14 protein-coding genes are annotated in these 18,247 nt (G+C 41.4%); 11 read left to right on the top strand and 3 right to left on the bottom strand.

Annotated features, from left to right (window positions below; translation table 11 throughout):
* Positions 1-88 precede the first annotated feature (88 nt).
* From pnp to PSR9079_RS19995, 10 genes are all read left to right on the top strand, one after another.
* Positions 89-2,215: a polyribonucleotide nucleotidyltransferase gene (gene pnp / locus PSR9079_RS20040; protein WP_145240442.1), complete on the top strand. Its 2,127-nt coding sequence runs from the start codon at positions 89-91 to the stop codon at positions 2,213-2,215.
* A 138-nt stretch (positions 2,216-2,353) separates the two neighbouring features.
* A complete protein-coding gene (nlpI, locus tag PSR9079_RS20035) occupies positions 2,354-3,232 on the top strand; it encodes a lipoprotein NlpI (protein ID WP_149983004.1) in 879 nt (292 codons plus the stop codon).
* Positions 3,216-4,427 (top strand): hypothetical protein, encoded by a 1,212-nt coding sequence (locus PSR9079_RS20030; protein WP_149983003.1) that lies wholly within the window; start codon positions 3,216-3,218, stop codon positions 4,425-4,427. Before nlpI ends, PSR9079_RS20030 begins: the two co-directional genes overlap by 17 nt.
* Positions 4,428-4,640: 213 nt before the next feature.
* Positions 4,641-7,433, top strand: coding sequence for a monovalent cation/H+ antiporter subunit A (locus PSR9079_RS20025; protein ID WP_149983002.1), 2,793 nt, complete (start codon positions 4,641-4,643; stop codon positions 7,431-7,433).
* On the top strand, positions 7,433-7,780 hold the full coding sequence (locus PSR9079_RS20020) for a Na+/H+ antiporter subunit C (protein ID WP_145240450.1): 348 nt from the start codon (positions 7,433-7,435) through the stop codon (positions 7,778-7,780). Before PSR9079_RS20025 ends, PSR9079_RS20020 begins: the two co-directional genes overlap by 1 nt.
* Positions 7,777-9,294, top strand: a complete 1,518-nt coding sequence (locus PSR9079_RS20015; RefSeq protein WP_149983001.1) for a monovalent cation/H+ antiporter subunit D — start codon at positions 7,777-7,779, stop codon at positions 9,292-9,294. Before PSR9079_RS20020 ends, PSR9079_RS20015 begins: the two co-directional genes overlap by 4 nt.
* Positions 9,294-9,830 carry a Na+/H+ antiporter subunit E gene (locus PSR9079_RS20010; protein ID WP_145240454.1) on the top strand — a complete coding sequence of 179 codons (537 nt, stop codon included), beginning with the start codon at positions 9,294-9,296 and terminating at the stop codon, positions 9,828-9,830. The genes PSR9079_RS20015 and PSR9079_RS20010 overlap by 1 nt, the downstream gene beginning before the upstream one ends.
* Complete coding sequence (locus tag PSR9079_RS20005; protein ID WP_016707651.1) at positions 9,824-10,093, top strand: K+/H+ antiporter subunit F; 270 nt, start codon at positions 9,824-9,826, stop codon at positions 10,091-10,093. Before PSR9079_RS20010 ends, PSR9079_RS20005 begins: the two co-directional genes overlap by 7 nt.
* An 11-nt stretch (positions 10,094-10,104) precedes the next feature.
* The gene (locus tag PSR9079_RS20000) at positions 10,105-10,437 is read left to right on the top strand and encodes a Na+/H+ antiporter subunit G (RefSeq protein ID WP_145240456.1); all 333 of its coding nucleotides are present in this window, start codon (positions 10,105-10,107) and stop codon (positions 10,435-10,437) included.
* A gap of 111 nt (positions 10,438-10,548) precedes the next feature.
* The gene (locus PSR9079_RS19995) at positions 10,549-11,133 is read left to right on the top strand and encodes a hypothetical protein (RefSeq protein WP_149983000.1); all 585 of its coding nucleotides are present in this window, start codon (positions 10,549-10,551) and stop codon (positions 11,131-11,133) included.
* 62 nt (positions 11,134-11,195) lie between these two features.
* On the opposite strand, the gene PSR9079_RS19990 is transcribed toward PSR9079_RS19995, so the two are convergent.
* Together PSR9079_RS19990 and PSR9079_RS19985 are read right to left on the bottom strand one after the other, a co-directional pair.
* Positions 11,196-12,266 (bottom strand): efflux RND transporter periplasmic adaptor subunit, encoded by a 1,071-nt coding sequence (locus PSR9079_RS19990; RefSeq protein ID WP_246175619.1) that lies wholly within the window; start codon positions 12,264-12,266, stop codon positions 11,196-11,198.
* 17 nt (positions 12,267-12,283) lie between these two features.
* Positions 12,284-15,394 (bottom strand): efflux RND transporter permease subunit, encoded by a 3,111-nt coding sequence (locus tag PSR9079_RS19985; protein ID WP_149982999.1) that lies wholly within the window; start codon positions 15,392-15,394, stop codon positions 12,284-12,286.
* Positions 15,395-15,654: 260 nt separating this feature from the next.
* Here PSR9079_RS19985 and PSR9079_RS19980 point away from each other — a divergent pair, with 260 nt between their 5' ends.
* The gene (locus PSR9079_RS19980) at positions 15,655-16,683 is read left to right on the top strand and encodes a DUF2804 domain-containing protein (RefSeq protein ID WP_149982998.1); all 1,029 of its coding nucleotides are present in this window, start codon (positions 15,655-15,657) and stop codon (positions 16,681-16,683) included.
* A gap of 544 nt (positions 16,684-17,227) precedes the next feature.
* Here the strand turns inward: PSR9079_RS19980 and PSR9079_RS19975 are convergent.
* Entirely contained in the window at positions 17,228-18,130 is a 903-nt protein-coding gene (locus tag PSR9079_RS19975; protein WP_342799469.1) for a tetratricopeptide repeat protein, read from the bottom strand.
* Positions 18,131-18,247 lie beyond the last annotated feature (117 nt).

Here is an 18,247-nt window from a genome sequence, read left to right as displayed (position 1 = left end):
CTTAATTGATTTCCAACTGAATACAATTATGTACTGTAATTGGTACTTTGATGGCAACTTATTAGAACACATTTAAGGAACATTTTAAGTGCAAGCAATTATTAAAGAATTTCAACTAGGTCAACATACAGTTACCCTAGAAACCGGTGCAATCGCTCGTCAAGCAGACGGCGCAGTACTAGCAAGTATTGGCGACACATCAGTATTAGTTACTGTTGTTGGTAAGCGTGAAGCACAACCTGGCCAAGATTTTTTCCCACTAACAGTTAACTACCAAGAGCGTATGTACGCTGCAGGTCGTATCCCTGGTGGTTTCTTAAAGCGTGAAGGTCGTCCTAACGACGGTGAAACACTTATTGCACGTCTTATTGACCGTCCAATTCGTCCACTTTTCCCAAATGGTTTTGTAAACGAAGTACAAGTTATTGCTACTGTTGTTTCTGTTAACCCTGAAATTCAACCTGATATGGTTGCGATGATCGGTACTTCAGCAGCACTTGCTATCTCTGGTATCCCATTCAGTGGTCCAATAGGTGCAGCGCGCGTTGGTTACATTAACGGCGAATACGTACTTAACCCAACGCTAAAAGAGCTTGAAGAAAGCCAACTTGATTTAGTTGTTGCTGGTACTGATAACGCAGTACTTATGGTTGAATCAGAAGCTGACGTACTTGCAGAAGACGTTATGCTAGGTGCGGTTGTATATGGTCATGAGCAATCTCAAGCTATCATCAACGCAATCAACGAATTCAAAGCAGAAGCTGGCAAGCCTACATGGGATTGGGCAGCACCTGAAAAGAACGTTGCTTTAGAAGATAAAGTAGCAGCAATCGCAGCTGATAAAGTAGGCGAAGCTTACCGCATCACTGATAAAGTGGCTCGTAAAGAAGCACTTGGCGTAGCTAAAGACGAAGTTGTTGCTGTATTAACAGCTGAGCTTGCTGAAGGCGAGTCACTAGACAAGCAAGAAGTTGGCAAAGTATTTGGTTCTCTTGAGAAGAAAATCGTACGTGGGCGCATCACTGCTGGCGAAAAACGTATCGATGGTCGTGAACCAGATATGATCCGTGCACTTGACGTAATGACTGGCGTATTGCCACGTACTCACGGTTCTGCAATCTTTACGCGTGGTGAAACACAAGCACTTGTAACAGCTACACTTGGTACAGAACGTGATTCACAGTTAATCGATGATTTAACTGGCACACACAAAAACCACTTTATGCTTAACTATAACTTCCCTCCGTTCTGCGTAGGTGAAACAGGTTTTGTAGGTTCTCCTAAGCGTCGTGAAATCGGCCACGGTAACCTAGCTAAGCGCGGTATCCAAGCTGTAATGCCTACATTGACTGAGTTCCCTTACTCAATCCGTGTTGTATCTGAGATCACTGAATCAAATGGTTCATCTTCAATGGCATCAGTATGTGGTACTTCACTTGCACTTATGAATGCGGGTGTGCCAATTAAAGCGTCTGTTGCGGGTATCGCGATGGGTCTAGTTAAAGAAGACGAAAAATTCGTAGTTCTTTCTGACATCTTAGGTGATGAAGATCACTTAGGTGACATGGACTTTAAAGTAGCTGGTACTGCTGCAGGTATCACTGCACTACAGATGGATATCAAGATTGAAGGTATCACTCAAGAAATCATGCAAATTGCGCTTAAACAAGCAAAAGCTGCACGTTTACACATCTTAGGTGTGATGGACGAAGCGATTTCTGCACCATCTGAAGAGCTTTCAATGTTTGCTCCACGTATCTACACTATGAAGATACCACAGAAGAAAATCGCAGAAGTTATCGGTAAAGGCGGCGCAACTATTCGTCAACTTACTGAAGAAACAGGTACTACGATTGAAATCGGTGATGACGGTACAATCAAAATTGCAGCAACAGACGGTGAAAGCGCAGCAAATGCAATTAGCCGCATTGAGCAATTAACAGCTGAACTAGAAGTAGGTACTATCTACGAAGGTAAAGTTGTACGTATCGTTGATTTCGGTGCGTTTGTAAACATTCTTCCTGGTAAAGATGGCCTAGTGCATATCTCTCAGATCAGTACTGAGCGCGTAAATAACGTGACAGATCACCTATCTGAAGGTCAAGAAGTTAAAGTTAAAGTACTAGAAGTAGACCGTCAAGGTCGTGTACGTTTAAGTATCAAAGAAGCAATGGAATCAGCAGCTGCCGCAGCTGATGCACCAACTGACGCTTAATTGTTGATATTTAATCCAGATATTCTCTGGATAATATAAAAAGGGGCTGTATAGCCTCTTTTTTTATGCTTTAATGAAACCTCTTTGGATAGCACTTGTCCTATCAGTTTGCTACTTATCTTGGTATAAAGGATTTTAATGATACTTAAACACATAGCCTTGGCATCGTTTGCTATTCTGTCTTTAAGCGCCTGTCAATCTACTTCGCAAGCACAACCGACTGCGATTGTGAATGTGCCTTTCACTGCGCCTTTAGCGTCTGATTTTCGTAGTGAAATAGCGATAGCTCGTTATTCTGAATTATTAAATCGTGCTGATCTAGCGCCAGATCAACAAGCAAAATTATTTTATGACCGTGGCGTATTATTTGATAGTTTAGGTATGTCTACCTTGGCGCGGATTGATTTTAATCGTGCTGTGCAATTGAAGCCCGATTTAGCCGAAGTGTATAACTTTTTAGGTATTCACCATACCTTGATGCAACAATTTGAAAAAGCCTATGAATTTTTTGATTCAGCGTTAGAACTCAATGAGCAACACGAATATGCCTACTTAAATCGTGGTATTGCTCTTTACTATGGCGATAGAGCAAATCTTGCAGCAGCTGATCTTAAAGAGTTTTTATCTCGTTCGCCAAGTGATCCTTACCGGGTGTTATGGCTTTATCTAGCGCAAGCAAGCGCTGATCCTGTGCAAGCTTTAGCAAACTTAAAAAGCAATGCACAAGGGCTGGATGATAGCCAATGGGCGTATAGTTTAATATCACTTTATTTGGGCGATATGAGCGAGCAGAGCTTTTTAACAAGTCTTGCCGATGGTGTTAAAACTGAACAAGAATATGCGCAGCGGCTATGCGAAGCTTACTTTTATTTAGCTAAAATATATCAAGCTAAAGGGCTTAATTATCAAGCCGCAGATTTCTTTCGTTTAGCACTTGCCACCAATGTGCATGAGTTTGTGGAATATAAATATGCCCGTTTAGAGCTTGAGTTAATGGCTGGTGAAAACGACAGTTAAATTATTTATTAGCGTTGTTGTTATGCTGAGTTTGGGATATTTACCAGGCTCAGTTAATCAGCATCGCGATATTGCCTTTTGGCATGTAAAACATACCCCAGATTCTATTCTTATTAGTTATTATCGTTTTATTGACGATTTTAATGCTCAGCTTAATTCATTGACTGATGCTACCTTATACTTATTAGCTATAAATGCTGTTACGGATGCACAATTTGCTTGGGCACTGCGGTTACTAACAAATGATCAGGCACAATCGGCTTTACCTTTTTGGCGTGTCAGCGTGGCTCAGCAAAGTGTTGATAAGCGCCGCAGACTCAGTGCATTGTTACTGCAATCAGAACGTTGGGATGATTTAACATCACTGGCAGAGCAACACCTGTTGCCTGCAAGTCATGCGGCAGAACAATTAAAATTACACCATGGCGCCACACCGGCGAGTATTGACCAAAGCTTTGCCAGTCATGAGGGATTTTTATTATCCTTTTCACAGCTGCAAGCGCAACCGCAGTGTCAGTTTAATGTGTTGATGATGACAGATCATCGCCAAGGTTTAGCAAAACTTAATGCATTTAAAATTCGTTATCAACAACACCCCCAACCGAGCTCAGGCAGCTTTTGTTTTAGTAAGCCTATTTATTTAGGGGACTCCATAAACTGCCAACAACAGCCGCAACATGCCGCTAAATGTGATTGGCAGCCTTTAGCTCACAATAAAGCTTGGCCAACGGGCTTTGATTTTATAGTGATGATGACCGCAACTGGCTCAGGCAATGTGCAAGGTGGCATAATGCACTTAAACTCGGCGAGTTATTACGGTTTATTTTTACATGAGCTGATGCACTTTAACGGCTTTGAAGATGAGTATCCATTACCCGCAGCGAAGCAGGCGTGGTTATGTAATCAAAAAGGCTTGGTGGCGCCGAACCTTTTTATTGCCAATGATCTTACACCACCGGCTGGCTGGCAGCTAAGTGATAGCTGTCAAACACCAATTAAAGCATATAAACCAAGTCATAACTGGTCAATAATGCAATATCAACAAATCCCTTTGTCAGTGCATTATCAACAATTATGGTTGCAACAAATTACTGATCCGAGCTATCAACCACTACGATTTAGCGACTATTTTCAGCAATTTAAAGCACCTATGAACTTTATAAACAAAATGACAAAAAAAAATATTGAGGGATAAAGTTGTAAATAATATGCTGTCAGCACTAAAATAGTACAAAATAACAGCAGGTAGAAGGGCTTACTATAGACAAAATCGTCGCTGATCAGTATAACTATATACCTATAAAGCGTTTATTGAAGCTAAAATTAAAACCATCCGAAATGACCAGTACTAAACTAAAACTAACTAGCAGTGTATTGATACTCTTATGACTTCAAAAGGTTTCTCTCTATGACTTTGCTCTGGATACCCCTGTTATCCTTAATTGGCAGTGTTATTTCTTCCTGCACCGGCAAATTGACTCGTAATCAATCTACGAGCTTAACTATGCTAGCGCCTTTATGCGCCTTAGCAATTGCGATTTATCACACGCCAGCGGTTTTAGCGGGTGAGACAATTCGCTTTACCACTCAATGGATACCAGCGCTGGGTATGGAGCTGGCTTTTCGCCTAGATGGCTTAAGCTTATTGTTTATCTTTATGATCTTAGGGATCGGGTTGCTGGTTATTTTTTATACTCGTTATTACCTAAGTAATAATGACTCGATGCCAAAATTATACTGTTACTTAATGCTGTTTATGACTGCAATGCTCGGTATTGTGATGTCGAATAACGTGATTCAACTATGGCTGTTTTGGGAATTAACCAGTATTAGCTCATTTTTGTTAATCAGTTTTTGGTGGCATAAATCAGAGGCCCGCAAAGGGGCACGTATGGCATTAGCAGTCACTGGAGCCGGTGGATTAGCTCTACTAGGCGGCTTACTACTGCTTGGTGATATTGTTGGTAGCTATGATCTAGACGTTATTTTAGCTAGCAAAACATTGATCCAGTCACATGACTTATACGAAGTTGCATTAGTGTTGGTATTGCTAGGTGCATTTACTAAATCAGCTCAATTCCCATTTCATTTTTGGTTACCGCACGCAATGGCAGCCCCAACGCCAGTGAGTGCCTATTTGCATTCAGCGACTATGGTAAAAGCCGGTATCTTCCTGCTTGCACGTTTTTATCCAGCGTTAGCTGGAACAGATATCTGGTTTATTTTGGTTGCCATGACCGGCTTAACAACGTTATTGGTCGGCGCCTACATCGCTTTATTTAAGCATGATTTAAAAGGGCTGCTGGCGTATTCAACCATTAGCCATTTAGGTTTGATCACTTTATTACTTGGGTTAGATACTGAACTTGCCACAGTAGCGGCAATATTTCATATTATTAACCATGCAACGTTTAAAGCATCATTATTTATGGCCACCGGTATTATTGACCATGAAACTGGTACGCGAGATATGCGTAAGCTCAATGGTATGTGGCGATTTATGCCTTATACAGCGACACTGGCAATGGTTGCTGCAGCGGCAATGGCTGGGGTGCCGCTATTAAATGGTTTCTTGTCAAAAGAAATGTTTTTTGCAGAAACCTTACATCAACAAATACTAGGTTCTATGTCGTGGCTTATTCCTGTATTAGCAACTCTAGCGGCTGCTTTTTCTGTGGCATATTCGGCACGCTTTATTCACGATGTATTCTTTAATGGCGACCCAATCAATTTACCAAAAACACCGCATGAGCCTCCTCGCTATATGCGTGTGCCAATCGAAATACTCGTTGTGTTGTGTTTACTAGTCGGTATGTTTCCAAACTTTGTGGTTGATGGTATTTTGTCAGCGGCGTCGCTAGCAGTTCTTGGGGAAGCGACACCACAGTTTAAACTGTCAATTTGGCATGGTTTTAATTTACCATTGCTTATGAGTGCGATGGCTGTCGTGGGCGGTGTATTTATATATATTCAGCGTAAGCACTTATTTAAGTTTCAAGCATCACTACCTCCATTAAATGCTAAAAAAACCTTTGAGCGGTTTGTCTATGCGATCATTAAGTGGAGTCAAGAAAAAATCAGCAGCACCGAAAATGGTTCTCTGCAACGTTACATTGTTGTGATGTTGGGGGTCGTATTGTTGTGTGCTGGTTGGCCATTGTTTGAAATGAACGCTTTGGCGGGTACTGCGCCACGTACGCCGATCGATTTTCATAATGCCATTGGTGCAGGTTTAATGATCATTGGTGCCATTAGCACTGTGATTTGGCATCGCTCACGGATGGTATCGTTATTGATGATATCAATCGTAGGGTTAATGGTTTCAGTGGCATTTACTCGCTTCTCAGCGCCCGATTTAGCGCTTACACAGTTAACCGTAGAGGTAGTGACAGTCATTTTATTAATGCTGGCATTATTCTTCTTACCGCAACGCACCCCTAAAGAGTCGAGTTCATTACGTATTTTACGTGATTTAGGGATTGCCTCAGCAGTGGGGGTGGTTATTGCCAGTATTTGTTATGCATTATTAACGCGTCCGCTTGAGTCAATTTCAGATTTCTTTATCGCCAATGCAAAAACTGGCGGAGGCGGTACCAATGTCGTAAACGTTATTTTGGTTGATTTCAGGGGCTTTGATACCCTAGGGGAAATCACGGTACTGGGGATTGCAGCGTTAGGTATTTATAAAGTATTAACTAATTTACCATTGTTTATGCCAGCCAGCGACAGTGAAGGTCGCCCTTGGGCGCGAGAACGTCATCCACTGTTATTAGCCAGTATTTCACAAAGTTTATTGCCATTGGCGTTATTAGTCTCTGCGTATATCTTTTTGCGCGGTCATAACTTACCTGGTGGGGGCTTTATTGCCGGGTTAGTTACTGCAATTGCCTTTATTTTGCAGTATATGGCTCATGGTTCAATTTGGATCTCTGAGCGCTTTGATGTGAACTATCGAAAGATCATTGCCTCGGGTATCGCCATTGCAATGTTAACAGGGCTAGGAAGTTGGGCATTTGGACGACCGTTTCTAACCACTTGGTTTGAATATTTTGATGTGCCATTTATCGGCAAAGTAGAACTGGCCAGTGCCATCGTATTTGATTTAGGTGTTTACATGACCGTAGTCGGCGCGACCTTAATGATACTCGCAAGCCTAGGTAAGTTAACCGCAGATACACCTAAGAAAGAGGTAAATATTTAATGGAACTGTTATACGCATCATGCGTTGGTGTACTGGTGACTTGTGGGGTGTACTTGATCCTAAGAGCACGGACTTTTCCGGTAGTATTAGGGTTAACGATGCTGTCATACGCAGTGAACTTATTTTTATTCTCTGCGGGGCGCTTAACTATTAATAAAGCCGTCGTGCTTGGTACAGGCACTGACTATGCCGATCCGCTGCCGCAAGCGTTGGTACTGACAGCTATTGTAATTGGTTTTGCAATGACCGCCTTTGTCGTGATTTTGGCAATTCGTGGTCGTGCTGATTTAGGCAATGATCATGTAGATGGTCACTTAGGTAAAATTGAACACAAGGAGCACAAATGATCCAGCATCTAGCTTCTTGGCCAATTTTATTACCTATGCTTGCCGGCATTATTTTACTGTTACCTCCCTGTGGGAAAAGTATTCCTATTCGTCGTGTTGCCTCTGTAGTCATGGCATTATTAAACACTTTCGTCAGTGCGCTATTATTATGGCAAGTTTTCCAGTCAGGCATTATTGTGTATGCCATCGGCGGCTGGCAAGCCCCATTTGGGATCGTGCTGGTTGCTGATTTAGTGTCAGTCCTACTGGTGTTACTAACGTCATTTCTAGGTTTGGCTGTTACTGTGTACAGCTGTATGGGAGATGATGAAAAAGGGGGCTTTTTTCATCCTTTAGTACACTTTTTGGTACTGGGTGTTAACGGTGCGTTTTTAACAGGGGATTTATTCAACCTGTTTGTATTTTTTGAAGTGCTGTTAATTGCTTCCTACTCATTACTAATGCATGACGGTGATAAACACAAAACGCGATCAGCCATTCAATACGTGAGTTTAAACCTGATTGGATCGAGTGTGTTTTTGATTGCACTGGGTATTTTATATGGTGTATTAGGCACCTTGAATATTGCCGATATGGCACAAAAAGTGTCGCAGTTACAGGGCGATGACGTCTACCTTGCAAAAATTGGTGGGTTATTACTGCTGGTTGTTTTTGCGCTAAAAGGCGCATTGTTACCACTGCACTTATGGTTACCCAATACTTACGCTAGTGCAATGCCTGTGGTGGCAGCGTTATTCGCAATTATGACTAAAGTGGGTGTATACGCAATGCTGCGTGTCTATACCGTTATCTTTGGTGATGAAGCAGGGCAACTTGCACACATGGCACAACCATGGTTGTGGGGCTTGGCCGTTGCAACTATTATAGTTGGCTCCATTGGTGTTGTTGCCGCGCAAGATTTACGTAAGCTCACTGCTAATTTAGTGATTGTATCGGTGGGGACGTTAGTCGCCTTAGTCGCATTACAAAACATTAATGCCACAGCGGCGCTGTTGTATTACTTAGTGCATTCAACCTTAGTGTGCGCGGCCTTATTTTTAGTGGCCGACCTGATTGCTCATCAGCGTGGTAAAGTTGCGGATCGTTTTGCGCCAGGACGCGGCGTAGCGCAACCATACTTATTAGGCACGTGCTTTATTATTGCTGCTTTAGCGGTAGTCGGCATGCCACCACTGTCAGGGTTTGTTGGTAAAATATGGATTTTAAAAACCACCTTAGATAGCGAAAAAGCATTGCTATTTTGGCCTGTTTACTTGCTTGCCAGCTTTGCATTATTGGTCGCATTATCTCGAGCGGGTACTACCTTATTTTGGGAACGAAAACACCAAGACAGTGAACCGACTGAAGGAGTAAAAGCGCATCCATTGCAGGTCACGGCAATAATTGCTTTATTAGTTTGTTCGCCCTTGTTAGTGATCTTTGGCGGCGCAGTAAGTGAATATATGATTGCTGCTGCTACGCAATTGCATGATATTACCGGTGGTATCAATACGGTACTTGGAGGGGGCTTATAATGCGTTTAGAATCACGTTTTCGTTGGTTACCAACACCTTTTCGCAGTGCATTATTGTTTGTCGTATGGCTGCTACTTAATAACAGCGTATCGGCAGGTCATATAGTGTTGGCTGTGATATTCGCTATTTTAATTCCTTTAGTCAGTTTTCCATTTCGCGAACCGCAACCGCTTATTATTAAGCCCGGTTTAGCACTAAAGCAGTTAATTATCGTGATGTACGACATTATTACCGCCAATATGCAAGTCGCATTGCTTATTCTTGGGCCAGTTAAAAAACTGCGTCCCGCGTTTGTAAAAGTACCAATAGAGCTCAGTCATGCTATGCCTATAACTATTTTGGCAAGCACAGTATCGCTCACACCGGGTACCGTAAGTGCAGAGGTATATCCGATACCTGAATCTCTCGCTGAGGGTGAGCAACCAACGCAGCGTTATTTGCTTATTCATGTATTAGATTTAGATGACGAACAAGCATTGATCGACACCATTAAACAACGTTACGAAGCACCTCTTAAGGAGATATTTCAATGTTAGAAACGGTCTTTTTAATTGTTTTTGCAATGATTGGTTTATCGTTACTGCTTAACTTATGGCGTTTGGTGGTAGGCCCTTCGGTACCTGACCGCATTTTAGCGCTAGATACTATGTATATTAATACCATAGCGTTAATTATTTTATACGGTATGAGTATGGGCACAGGGTTGTATTTTGAAGCTGCACTGTTAATCGCGATGCTTGGCTTTGTAAGTACAGTAGCGGTATGTAAGTACTTGTTACGTGGCGACATCATCGAATAAAGGGTAATAACATGATCAGTGAATGGATAGTTTCTATATTATTATTAATCGGTGGTGCATTTATATTAATAGGCTCGATAGGCCTTATCAAAATGCCGGACTTTTTTATGCGTCTGCATGGTCCTACAAAAGCTACAACCCTTGGCATGGCTGGAATGCTAATCGCCGCGATGGTATTTTTTAGCAACACGCAAGATGGTGTTAGTGTCAAAGAATTATTGATCTCAATTTTCTTATTGATCACCGCACCGATCAGCGGTTACATGTTAATAAAATCAGCAATACACCATAAACTAAAAGCCAAAGACGGCACCAAAGGTTTGGATAACATCGAAGACGATTAATTTTTTGAAGATTGAAGATTAATATCAGCCCGTTAAGTTACTTTAACGGGCTTTTTATTAACGGTTTTTATTTGTACACTCAAACCTATCATCAACTGCCATCACTTATAAATGCTAAAACATAAAAAACTTATTATCGCGTGCTTGCTGATATTATTGCCGTTGCTAGATAGTTTATTTATACCAACGGCTTTTGGGCTGCAATGGCATAATGCAAAAAGCATGTATTTATTCAGTGCTTATATGATGCCGATTAAATTAATATTGGTGACTATCGGTGGCTTTTTGTTAGCAAGCCACGGTCATCCCCATCATGACGAGCCCCGAGTTTGGTATGCTAAATTATTTGATATCAGCTTTTTTATATTGGCAGGGATCCAATTTATTGTCCTAGCAATCATTAGTGCATTGTATCTAGTGGTTGGCACTCAAGCCGACGACTACCGGCAACAGGGGAATATTAGTGTGTATACCTCGGATGTTGGCGCGTTTGGCAAAGCAACGCATTATTTTTCTTATCAATGCACTGATAAAAATGGCTTTTATAGTTTAACACCGATAGCCACCCTCGATTGGTTAGGGTCGTTCACATTTAGTGAAAAAGCGAATACCTTAATCATCAAGCATGACGATCACAGTGGTAAAGGCGAACAAATTAAACCAATAGATATCAGTGGATTTGGCTGTAAATACTGAGTTGTACCCAGCAACTTTGGGAAAAGTTGCTGGATGAGACGGCCTACTAGTTAGAGTTCTGATTATTTTATCTGTATCTCGACATCTTGCCCTGTTTGTAAACGTTCAGCACCACGCACAGCCACGTTATCTCCTGCATTTAAACCGTTATCTGCAATTGGCGAGACTTCGACAAGTGGCCCTTTTCCACTGCCAACGGTTACAGGTATTTTTATCGCTTGACTTTTCGCATCAATTTTAACCACATGTATGCCTTGCTTACGGATGATTAACGCATCTCGATTTACCAATAATACCGGATTTTTGCTGGTCAATGGCACGGTTACATCAACAAGTTGGCCAATTGCCCAAGCGTGTTGTGCATCTGCTTGTAAATTGGCGCGTATTTCAACTGTCTGAGAGCGTGGATCTGTAGATGGAATTACCGCAGTTATTATTGCTGCAGCTGTTTCTGGTTGCGATAAGTCACCCGCTTTAATGGGAAGTTCGATGCCTGTTCGTAAATATTTTAAGTATCTAACGGGTACATATATACGTACTTCTAAATGATGAATATCAAGTAGCGTAAGTAACTCATCAGCACGGTTTATTTCACGACCTGCGCGCTTAAAGCGCTCGCTTACAACGCCAGCAAATGGCGCACGAATAGTTGCTCTTGTTAGTTTGTCATCGATTACTTTAAGTTCGATCTTCGCAAGTGCTATGTCAGAGCGAGCCAGATCGTGCTTATTTTGCACTTCTTCTACTTGGCTTAGTGCGGCGCTGCTAGATTTTTCTAACTCTTTTAAGCGTTTTAGGTCTTGTTGATATAAACGTAAATTAATATTAGCGCGATTGAGCATTTCTTCTTGGCGTGCTTTATCTAATTCTAAAGGTAAGGTATCCATACGAACTAAAATATCATTTTTCTTAATCACGCTGCCAGGCTCGGCAACATAGATAAGACGGCCACTAATGCCTGCTGTTAAAGTAACATCGTCTTTGCCAAACAGTGTACCATTAACTTCTATTTCACTGGTTAACGGCGCTTTAGTGACCTGTGCAACAGTCACAGGAATAACGGCAAAAACAGGTGCTATAAATAAACAGTTACATAGGATGAAAGACTGCATGGCTAGTTTAATTCTATTCATGATTAGGTTCTCTATACTCATTGGCTTGTAGCTAAACTTTTTGCTGTATTGTTTACTGATTGATTATTTGACGCAGGCGGTGTGCTTCGGCCTAGCTGTAACAAACTAGGCATTAAAATGAGTGTGAACAACGCACTGATCGCCATACCACCGACTATAACGGTTGCAAGCCCTCTGTAAATTTCAGAGCCTACACCGGGCATTAGCATCAATGGCAGCATGCCAAATAAGCTCGTAAGTGTACTTAAGTAAACAGGCCTTGCCCTTAGTAATATCGCTTGTTTGACCGCCGCCTCACGACTTAAACCTGATGTCATCGCTACCTTAGTTTGATCCACTAATAATATGGCATTGTTAACTACTAACCCTAACAAAATGATAAACCCTATCATGGTGAGCAAATCAAGCGATTGAAAAGTAAATAGGTTTAAAATAAACAGCGCTAATACGCCACCAGCAATGGCTAGAGGCATAACCAGTAAAACCAACGCACTGTCTTTTGCGGATTTAAACAGTGCTGTCATTAATAAAAATAAAATAAACAACGCCAACACAAAATTCAGCGCCATTTCGGTCATCGCCGAATTCATTTTTTGTGCGTTGCCAGCCAATATTGCTCCCGCATTACTTGGCAGGCTAGCTCTGACTTTAGGCATTACCTGTTCGCTTAAAATTGCTTGCGCTTGTTGTAAGCTCATATCAGCAGGTGGAGTTACTACTATGCTCACTGTACGGCGACCATTTACCCGACGTAACTGGGTGGGTCCCACTGTACGTTCAATGTTGGCAAGCTCGCCAAGGGTTTGTATACCTGCTTGTGGGGTAACAATCGGCAGTGCTTTTAGTTCTTCTGGGGTTTGCCAAGGAATGCCGCGTAAAATGACATTCATGCGTTCATTACCATCAAAATATTCATTCACAAATAAACCACCAGTATATGCTTGTACTGCTTGCGATACATCTCGACGAGTCAGGCCTGCTTGGGTAATACGGCGATCATTAGGTGTTAGTCTAAGTTCAGGTTCAGCCATATCAAGACGAGGCTGTGGCTGGGCGGTAGCATCTGGTAGAACTTCATTGACGGCGTTTAGTGCAATTTGTGCTGCATTAACTAAGTCATCCATGTTCGGCCCGGTTAGGTCAATATTGATATCGCGGCCATCACCACCGTTTGCAACTTGGATCATTGAACCACGAAAGAAAAATACTTGCGTGTCGGGTAAATCAATAAAAATCTCTTCTTTGGCTACTTTCATTAACTCTTCGACTCGTTGTGGATCGGCTGAGTAAATAAAGCCACCTGCATTTGAGCCAAAAGCATAAAAATTAAAATCTTTAATGCCAGGTTCTTTTTCGCCATTGAAGTAGGGCATGAGTCGTTTTTTAACTCTGAGTAAGAGCTCTTCTTCCATAAATTGCACATTCCCACCTGGTGGCGTGACCAAATTGAAAAAGAAGCCATCAGTAGGCGCGCGTGGCATAAAATCGGTTTTCGGTAGCATAGTTAATGTTGCTATCACTGAGCCGCCAAGTAATACGATAATCCACATAATTTGCTTAACGCGAGTGTTCGTTAACTTCATAATAAAATTACTGAGCTTTTGCCAATAGTAATGATATGGGTCCGCTTTGATTTGCGCATCGGGCCATAGATGATTCGCTAATGGGATAAGTGTAATTGCGCATATCATTGATGTGATAACCGCTACAGAGAGTGTCAGTGCTAAATCAGAAAACAATTGCCCTTCAATACCAGCCATAAATAAAATAGGTAAAAATATTGCAACACTCGTTGTTGTTGATGCAAATAACGCCCCAGTAACTTGGGCCGCTCCTTTAAGCGCCGCTTTTTTATTATCTAGGCCTTCAGCGCGAAGTCTGGCGATATTTTCTTGTACTATAATAGCCGCATCTAACACTAAGCCAACAGCAAATGCCAGACCCGCGAGTGATATAACATTTAGACTACGGTCAAAAACATTAAGCGCTAAAAATGCCACCATCAATGAGATTGGAATAGTCGCTGCAATCACTAAAGTAGCTTTCAGGCCTCTAAAAAATAACCATAAAATTAAGCAAGACAAAATAACGCCAAGGCCTAAGTTACTTTTAACTAACGACAGTGCATTGCGTATATGCACCGAGGCATCAAAACTAAGCTCAATAGAGAGTCCATTCGCTGCCAGCGGCCCTTCATTTAGCTCTTTTATTGCTAGATTAATATCGTCAAGTAACGCAACCGTATTGGCTTTATTAGCGCGAGAAATACGGATGTAGTAGGCTGGTTTTCCATTACGTCCACTCATACCTAAGCGGTCAGAGTAAGTCCGTTCAACACTGGCTATATCGCCTAAATAAATAGGCCTATCATCTGAGTAACCAACGCGCATTTGTGCCATGCTAGATAAGTCATATTGTCCCGTAAAACGCACTGTATATTGGCGCCTACCTACATTAGCTAAGCCACCTGAAGTATCTCGTGAACTGGCAAGTACGTTACTAATTTTATCTAGGCTTATTCCTAAGGCTGCTGCTTTATGCGGATCAAACGTAATACGCAATTCTTTCGGGCGTTCACTGGCCAGATCCACCCGCGCAACACCTGGAATTTGCGCTAATCGTGGTTCGATAAACTCATCAATTTGTTTTTGAAACTGCGACATATCAAAATCTAAACTATCCGATTGATAATCTTTAGGTGTGATCAGTAAGGTTGCTGCCGCCTCACCATTATTTCCGCCAGCGAATACAACAGGGTCGAATGCGTCTAAAGGTAAAGGGGGAGCTTGATTAAGGCTGGTTAATACATCAAGCATGGCTTGTTGCATATTTTGGCCAACAGCAAAGGTTAGCGTAATAGCGCCATTGCCTCGGTTGATATTGGTATTTACTTCTAATGCGCCAGGTGTATTTTTAACTGCATTTTCAATGGGCTCAATGATAACCGATTCAATCTCTTCGGGTGCAGCTTGTCGCCAACCAGAGAAAATTGTAATTTGCGGTTGTTCAATATCAGGGGTTAATTGAATCGGCAACTTAAAAATGCTTAATATGCCAAACAACATAATTAGCACCAAGATAACAATGACACTCGCAGGGTTTTTTAGCGAACTACGTGTCAGGTTCATTGTGTGTCTTCCAATATTTGTTTTTGTGCATTGTAGTGATATGTAAAAAAAGCGCCACTATCATAAATAGAATGTATGTCAAAAAGTAACCAAGAAACCACTAAATCAGCCAAAAGAGGCAATTTTGTAATAACTTGTAACACTTTAAGTATAAATTCGGTGGCACTTTTTTAAGCGATCATTTTTAAGTTGTTTTGAGTTAGACTTACCAACAATATTTTTAATCGATAAAATGTTGTTTAAAAAGCAAGGAGCTTATTATGAAAAAGCATGAGCTGATTGACCAAGATGGACAAGCCGACTTTGGTATTTTTCCAGATGGAGTAGATGACATCAATTACTTGGATTTTGACCTGCGTAGTACTATGGGTAAATCCAGAAGTACGCTTTTTAAAAAGTTAAGCTTTAATCAATTTCAATTTATTAGTTTGAGTTGCGAGCAGTTAATTATTGGTTTAGCGATCGTTGATTTAAAAATTGCGAGTCAATGTTTTGTATATGTATACGACCCACAAACGACAGAATTCGATGAAGTCAGTTTTATCAGCTTACTGGCTTTAAATACGTGTATTGATAGCACACCAAACACCGGGCAAGCGACTTTTCGAAAAGGGCGTAACAGCGTAACTATTAATACAACCGCTAAGCCGCAAATACGCTCGGTAGAGGTAAATTTAAAGTCCGGGCTGAAAATTAGTGCCTGTATTGATGAATCGATAAATTATAACCCGCTTGCGGTGTGTGTTCGTGCCGGTTTTACAGGCTTTCATTTTACCCAAAAAACTGCCGCATTACCCTGTACTGGAACACTTCAGTGGCGTGGTAAAAAATATGTATTTGAAGAGCTTAAAATACTGGCAAGTGTTGATTGGAGCGCGGGTTTCATGCGTCGCGAAACCTTTTGGAACTGGGGGAGTTTAGCCTGCACATTAGCTGATGGCCGCCGCTTAGGTTTAAATTTAAGTGCGGGGGTTATTGAAACAGGTTTTACCGAAAACGCCTTGTGGCTCGATGGCACGCTTTATAAAATTGATATGGTCGATTTTCAATTTGAGCGCTATGGTAATGCTAAAGCAACGAGTAAATGGCGGCTGCGTTCAAACGACGGTATCATCAATTTATACTTCGAACCAGCAGGTAAACGCCAAGATAAAACCAACTTAATTATTATCGCGACTAACTTCACTCAACACTTCGGCCGTTACTATGGTGAAATAACTCTTGCAGACGAAGTTATCACACTTAACGGCGAATGGGGATTTACCGAAGACCACTATGCGAAGTGGTAAAGAGTACTTAATACCAATCGACTTAAATATTTAACCATTCTAGCGAGCTAAATAAAGCGCTAACTGCGTTATAATTTTTTCAAGTAGAACAACTGCATGTCAAAATTTATGCCTTGTTATCACTCCATTTATCTGTGGCTATAAATGGTCAGTAACTTAACACGATTGGTATAACCTGACTATCGTTTAAAAATGAACTTAACATCTATCCCAAGATCAGCTCGTTGCCGCTTCACTAAATTCAATCGATTTGTTTAACGACTATAGTGCTTAATACACTGCGTGATAAACCAAATCGAATCTTGTATTAGGTAAACACCGACAGCACCCAACGTGAGTAAAGTCGCGGCAGCTTGCAACAGCAAATGCTGCGACACATGCTTCGCCAGCAAGCCGTTGTTAAGGTAACTCCCCAGCAGTGAGCCAAGTCCCAAAAAAATCTCACTATAACCAAATTGCTCAGGCGTGAACCCCAGCGCTGCGAATTAAATCTGCCCAGTTGGTAATAAGAAAAAAGGGAGATGTTGTAAAGTGCCACCAACAATTACCACTGACATTTTTTAACTAACTCAAACCAAGAACGAGTAAACTTTTTAGGGGGGATTTTCTTTGGTGGTGCGATAGGGACTTCGAGCTTTTTAGCAAAGTAACGGTGTACAAAGGTTTTCATTTGATCGCTTTCTAATTGCTCGTAAGCTATTTGCAATTTTGCTTTGTCCTTTCGGCTAACATAATTTCCTTTAAGTTTTTTAAAACGCATTTCCAGCCAGAGTAATAAAGCTTGTTTAGCCTCATTGGGAAAGGCATGGGTTAAAGTGGATGTGGGTCCGTATAACCTTTCAAAGTTTATTGTTTGATCTTGGATCAAAAATACCATTAACAGATTTAATCCTGCAGAAATTTGTCCCGCTCGCTTGTCAATAATTTGATAACGGCTTAAGGCACTACGAAAATAATGTTCAGCTTCTGGGATTTTATTCTCATCAAGTGCCAAATAGCCCAAGTTACTTTCTATCATGGCGACAACGTTAGGGAGGTTCAAACGCACCGTAAAATTATAGCTTTCGGCATATAGGTTTCGCGCTTCGTCATTGTTATTTTGTGCCATAGCGACCAGTGCCATACTGTTGGTAAGCGTCAAGCGTTGACGATCATTTTCAGCGTATTTATAACCACATTGAAAACTTAGTTGGGCATCGTCTAAATACTCTGCATAGCGTAGCCAAATACCTAACGCACTCATAATGGACGTTATTTTCTTTTTGAAATAAGGGGCTTGCTGCTGACTAAATATTGCATCTACAGACTGATGAAGGCGGTCAAATTGGCTGGTCGGAACGGCTGCTCGGGCGTTAATAAGATGCCAACGAATAAATAACTCAGGTGAAACTTTATCGATATCGTCAAGATTTTCAAGAATAATAATAGATTGCGCTGGGTTGACCACAAGGTAGTCTTCAGCTTCGTTTAACTTATTTTCAAAAGTGCTTAGTTCAGTAGCAAAAGCTTGCTGAAAACCAAGTAACAGGAACCAACATATAACGAAAAGCCGTAACAACTTGAT

The sequence above is a fragment of the Pseudoalteromonas rhizosphaerae genome (genome assembly GCF_902498845.1).
Lineage (GTDB): Bacteria > Pseudomonadota > Gammaproteobacteria > Enterobacterales > Alteromonadaceae > Pseudoalteromonas > Pseudoalteromonas rhizosphaerae.
The sequence above is the reverse complement of the archived record's forward strand: the minus strand, read 5'-3'. Positions and strand labels throughout refer to the sequence as shown.

Excerpts from the sequence above, each read along its gene's own strand:
- nlpI (WP_149983004.1), top strand. The coding sequence starts at position 2,354 with ATGATACTTAAACACATAGCCTTGGCATCGTTTGCTATTCTGTCTTTA.
- PSR9079_RS20025 (WP_149983002.1), top strand. The coding sequence starts at position 4,641 with ATGACTTTGCTCTGGATACCCCTGTTATCCTTAATTGGCAGTGTTATT.
- PSR9079_RS20020 (WP_145240450.1), top strand. The coding sequence starts at position 7,433 with ATGGAACTGTTATACGCATCATGCGTTGGTGTACTGGTGACTTGTGGG.
- PSR9079_RS20015 (WP_149983001.1), top strand. The coding sequence starts at position 7,777 with ATGATCCAGCATCTAGCTTCTTGGCCAATTTTATTACCTATGCTTGCC.
- PSR9079_RS20010 (WP_145240454.1), top strand. The coding sequence starts at position 9,294 with ATGCGTTTAGAATCACGTTTTCGTTGGTTACCAACACCTTTTCGCAGT.
- PSR9079_RS20005 (WP_016707651.1), top strand. The coding sequence starts at position 9,824 with ATGTTAGAAACGGTCTTTTTAATTGTTTTTGCAATGATTGGTTTATCG.
- PSR9079_RS20000 (WP_145240456.1), top strand. The coding sequence starts at position 10,105 with ATGATCAGTGAATGGATAGTTTCTATATTATTATTAATCGGTGGTGCA.
- PSR9079_RS19995 (WP_149983000.1), top strand. The coding sequence starts at position 10,549 with ATGCTAAAACATAAAAAACTTATTATCGCGTGCTTGCTGATATTATTG.
- PSR9079_RS19990 (WP_246175619.1), bottom strand. The coding sequence starts at position 12,266 with ATGAATAGAATTAAACTAGCCATGCAGTCTTTCATCCTATGTAACTGT.
- PSR9079_RS19985 (WP_149982999.1), bottom strand. The coding sequence starts at position 15,394 with ATGAACCTGACACGTAGTTCGCTAAAAAACCCTGCGAGTGTCATTGTT.
- PSR9079_RS19980 (WP_149982998.1), top strand. The coding sequence starts at position 15,655 with ATGAAAAAGCATGAGCTGATTGACCAAGATGGACAAGCCGACTTTGGT.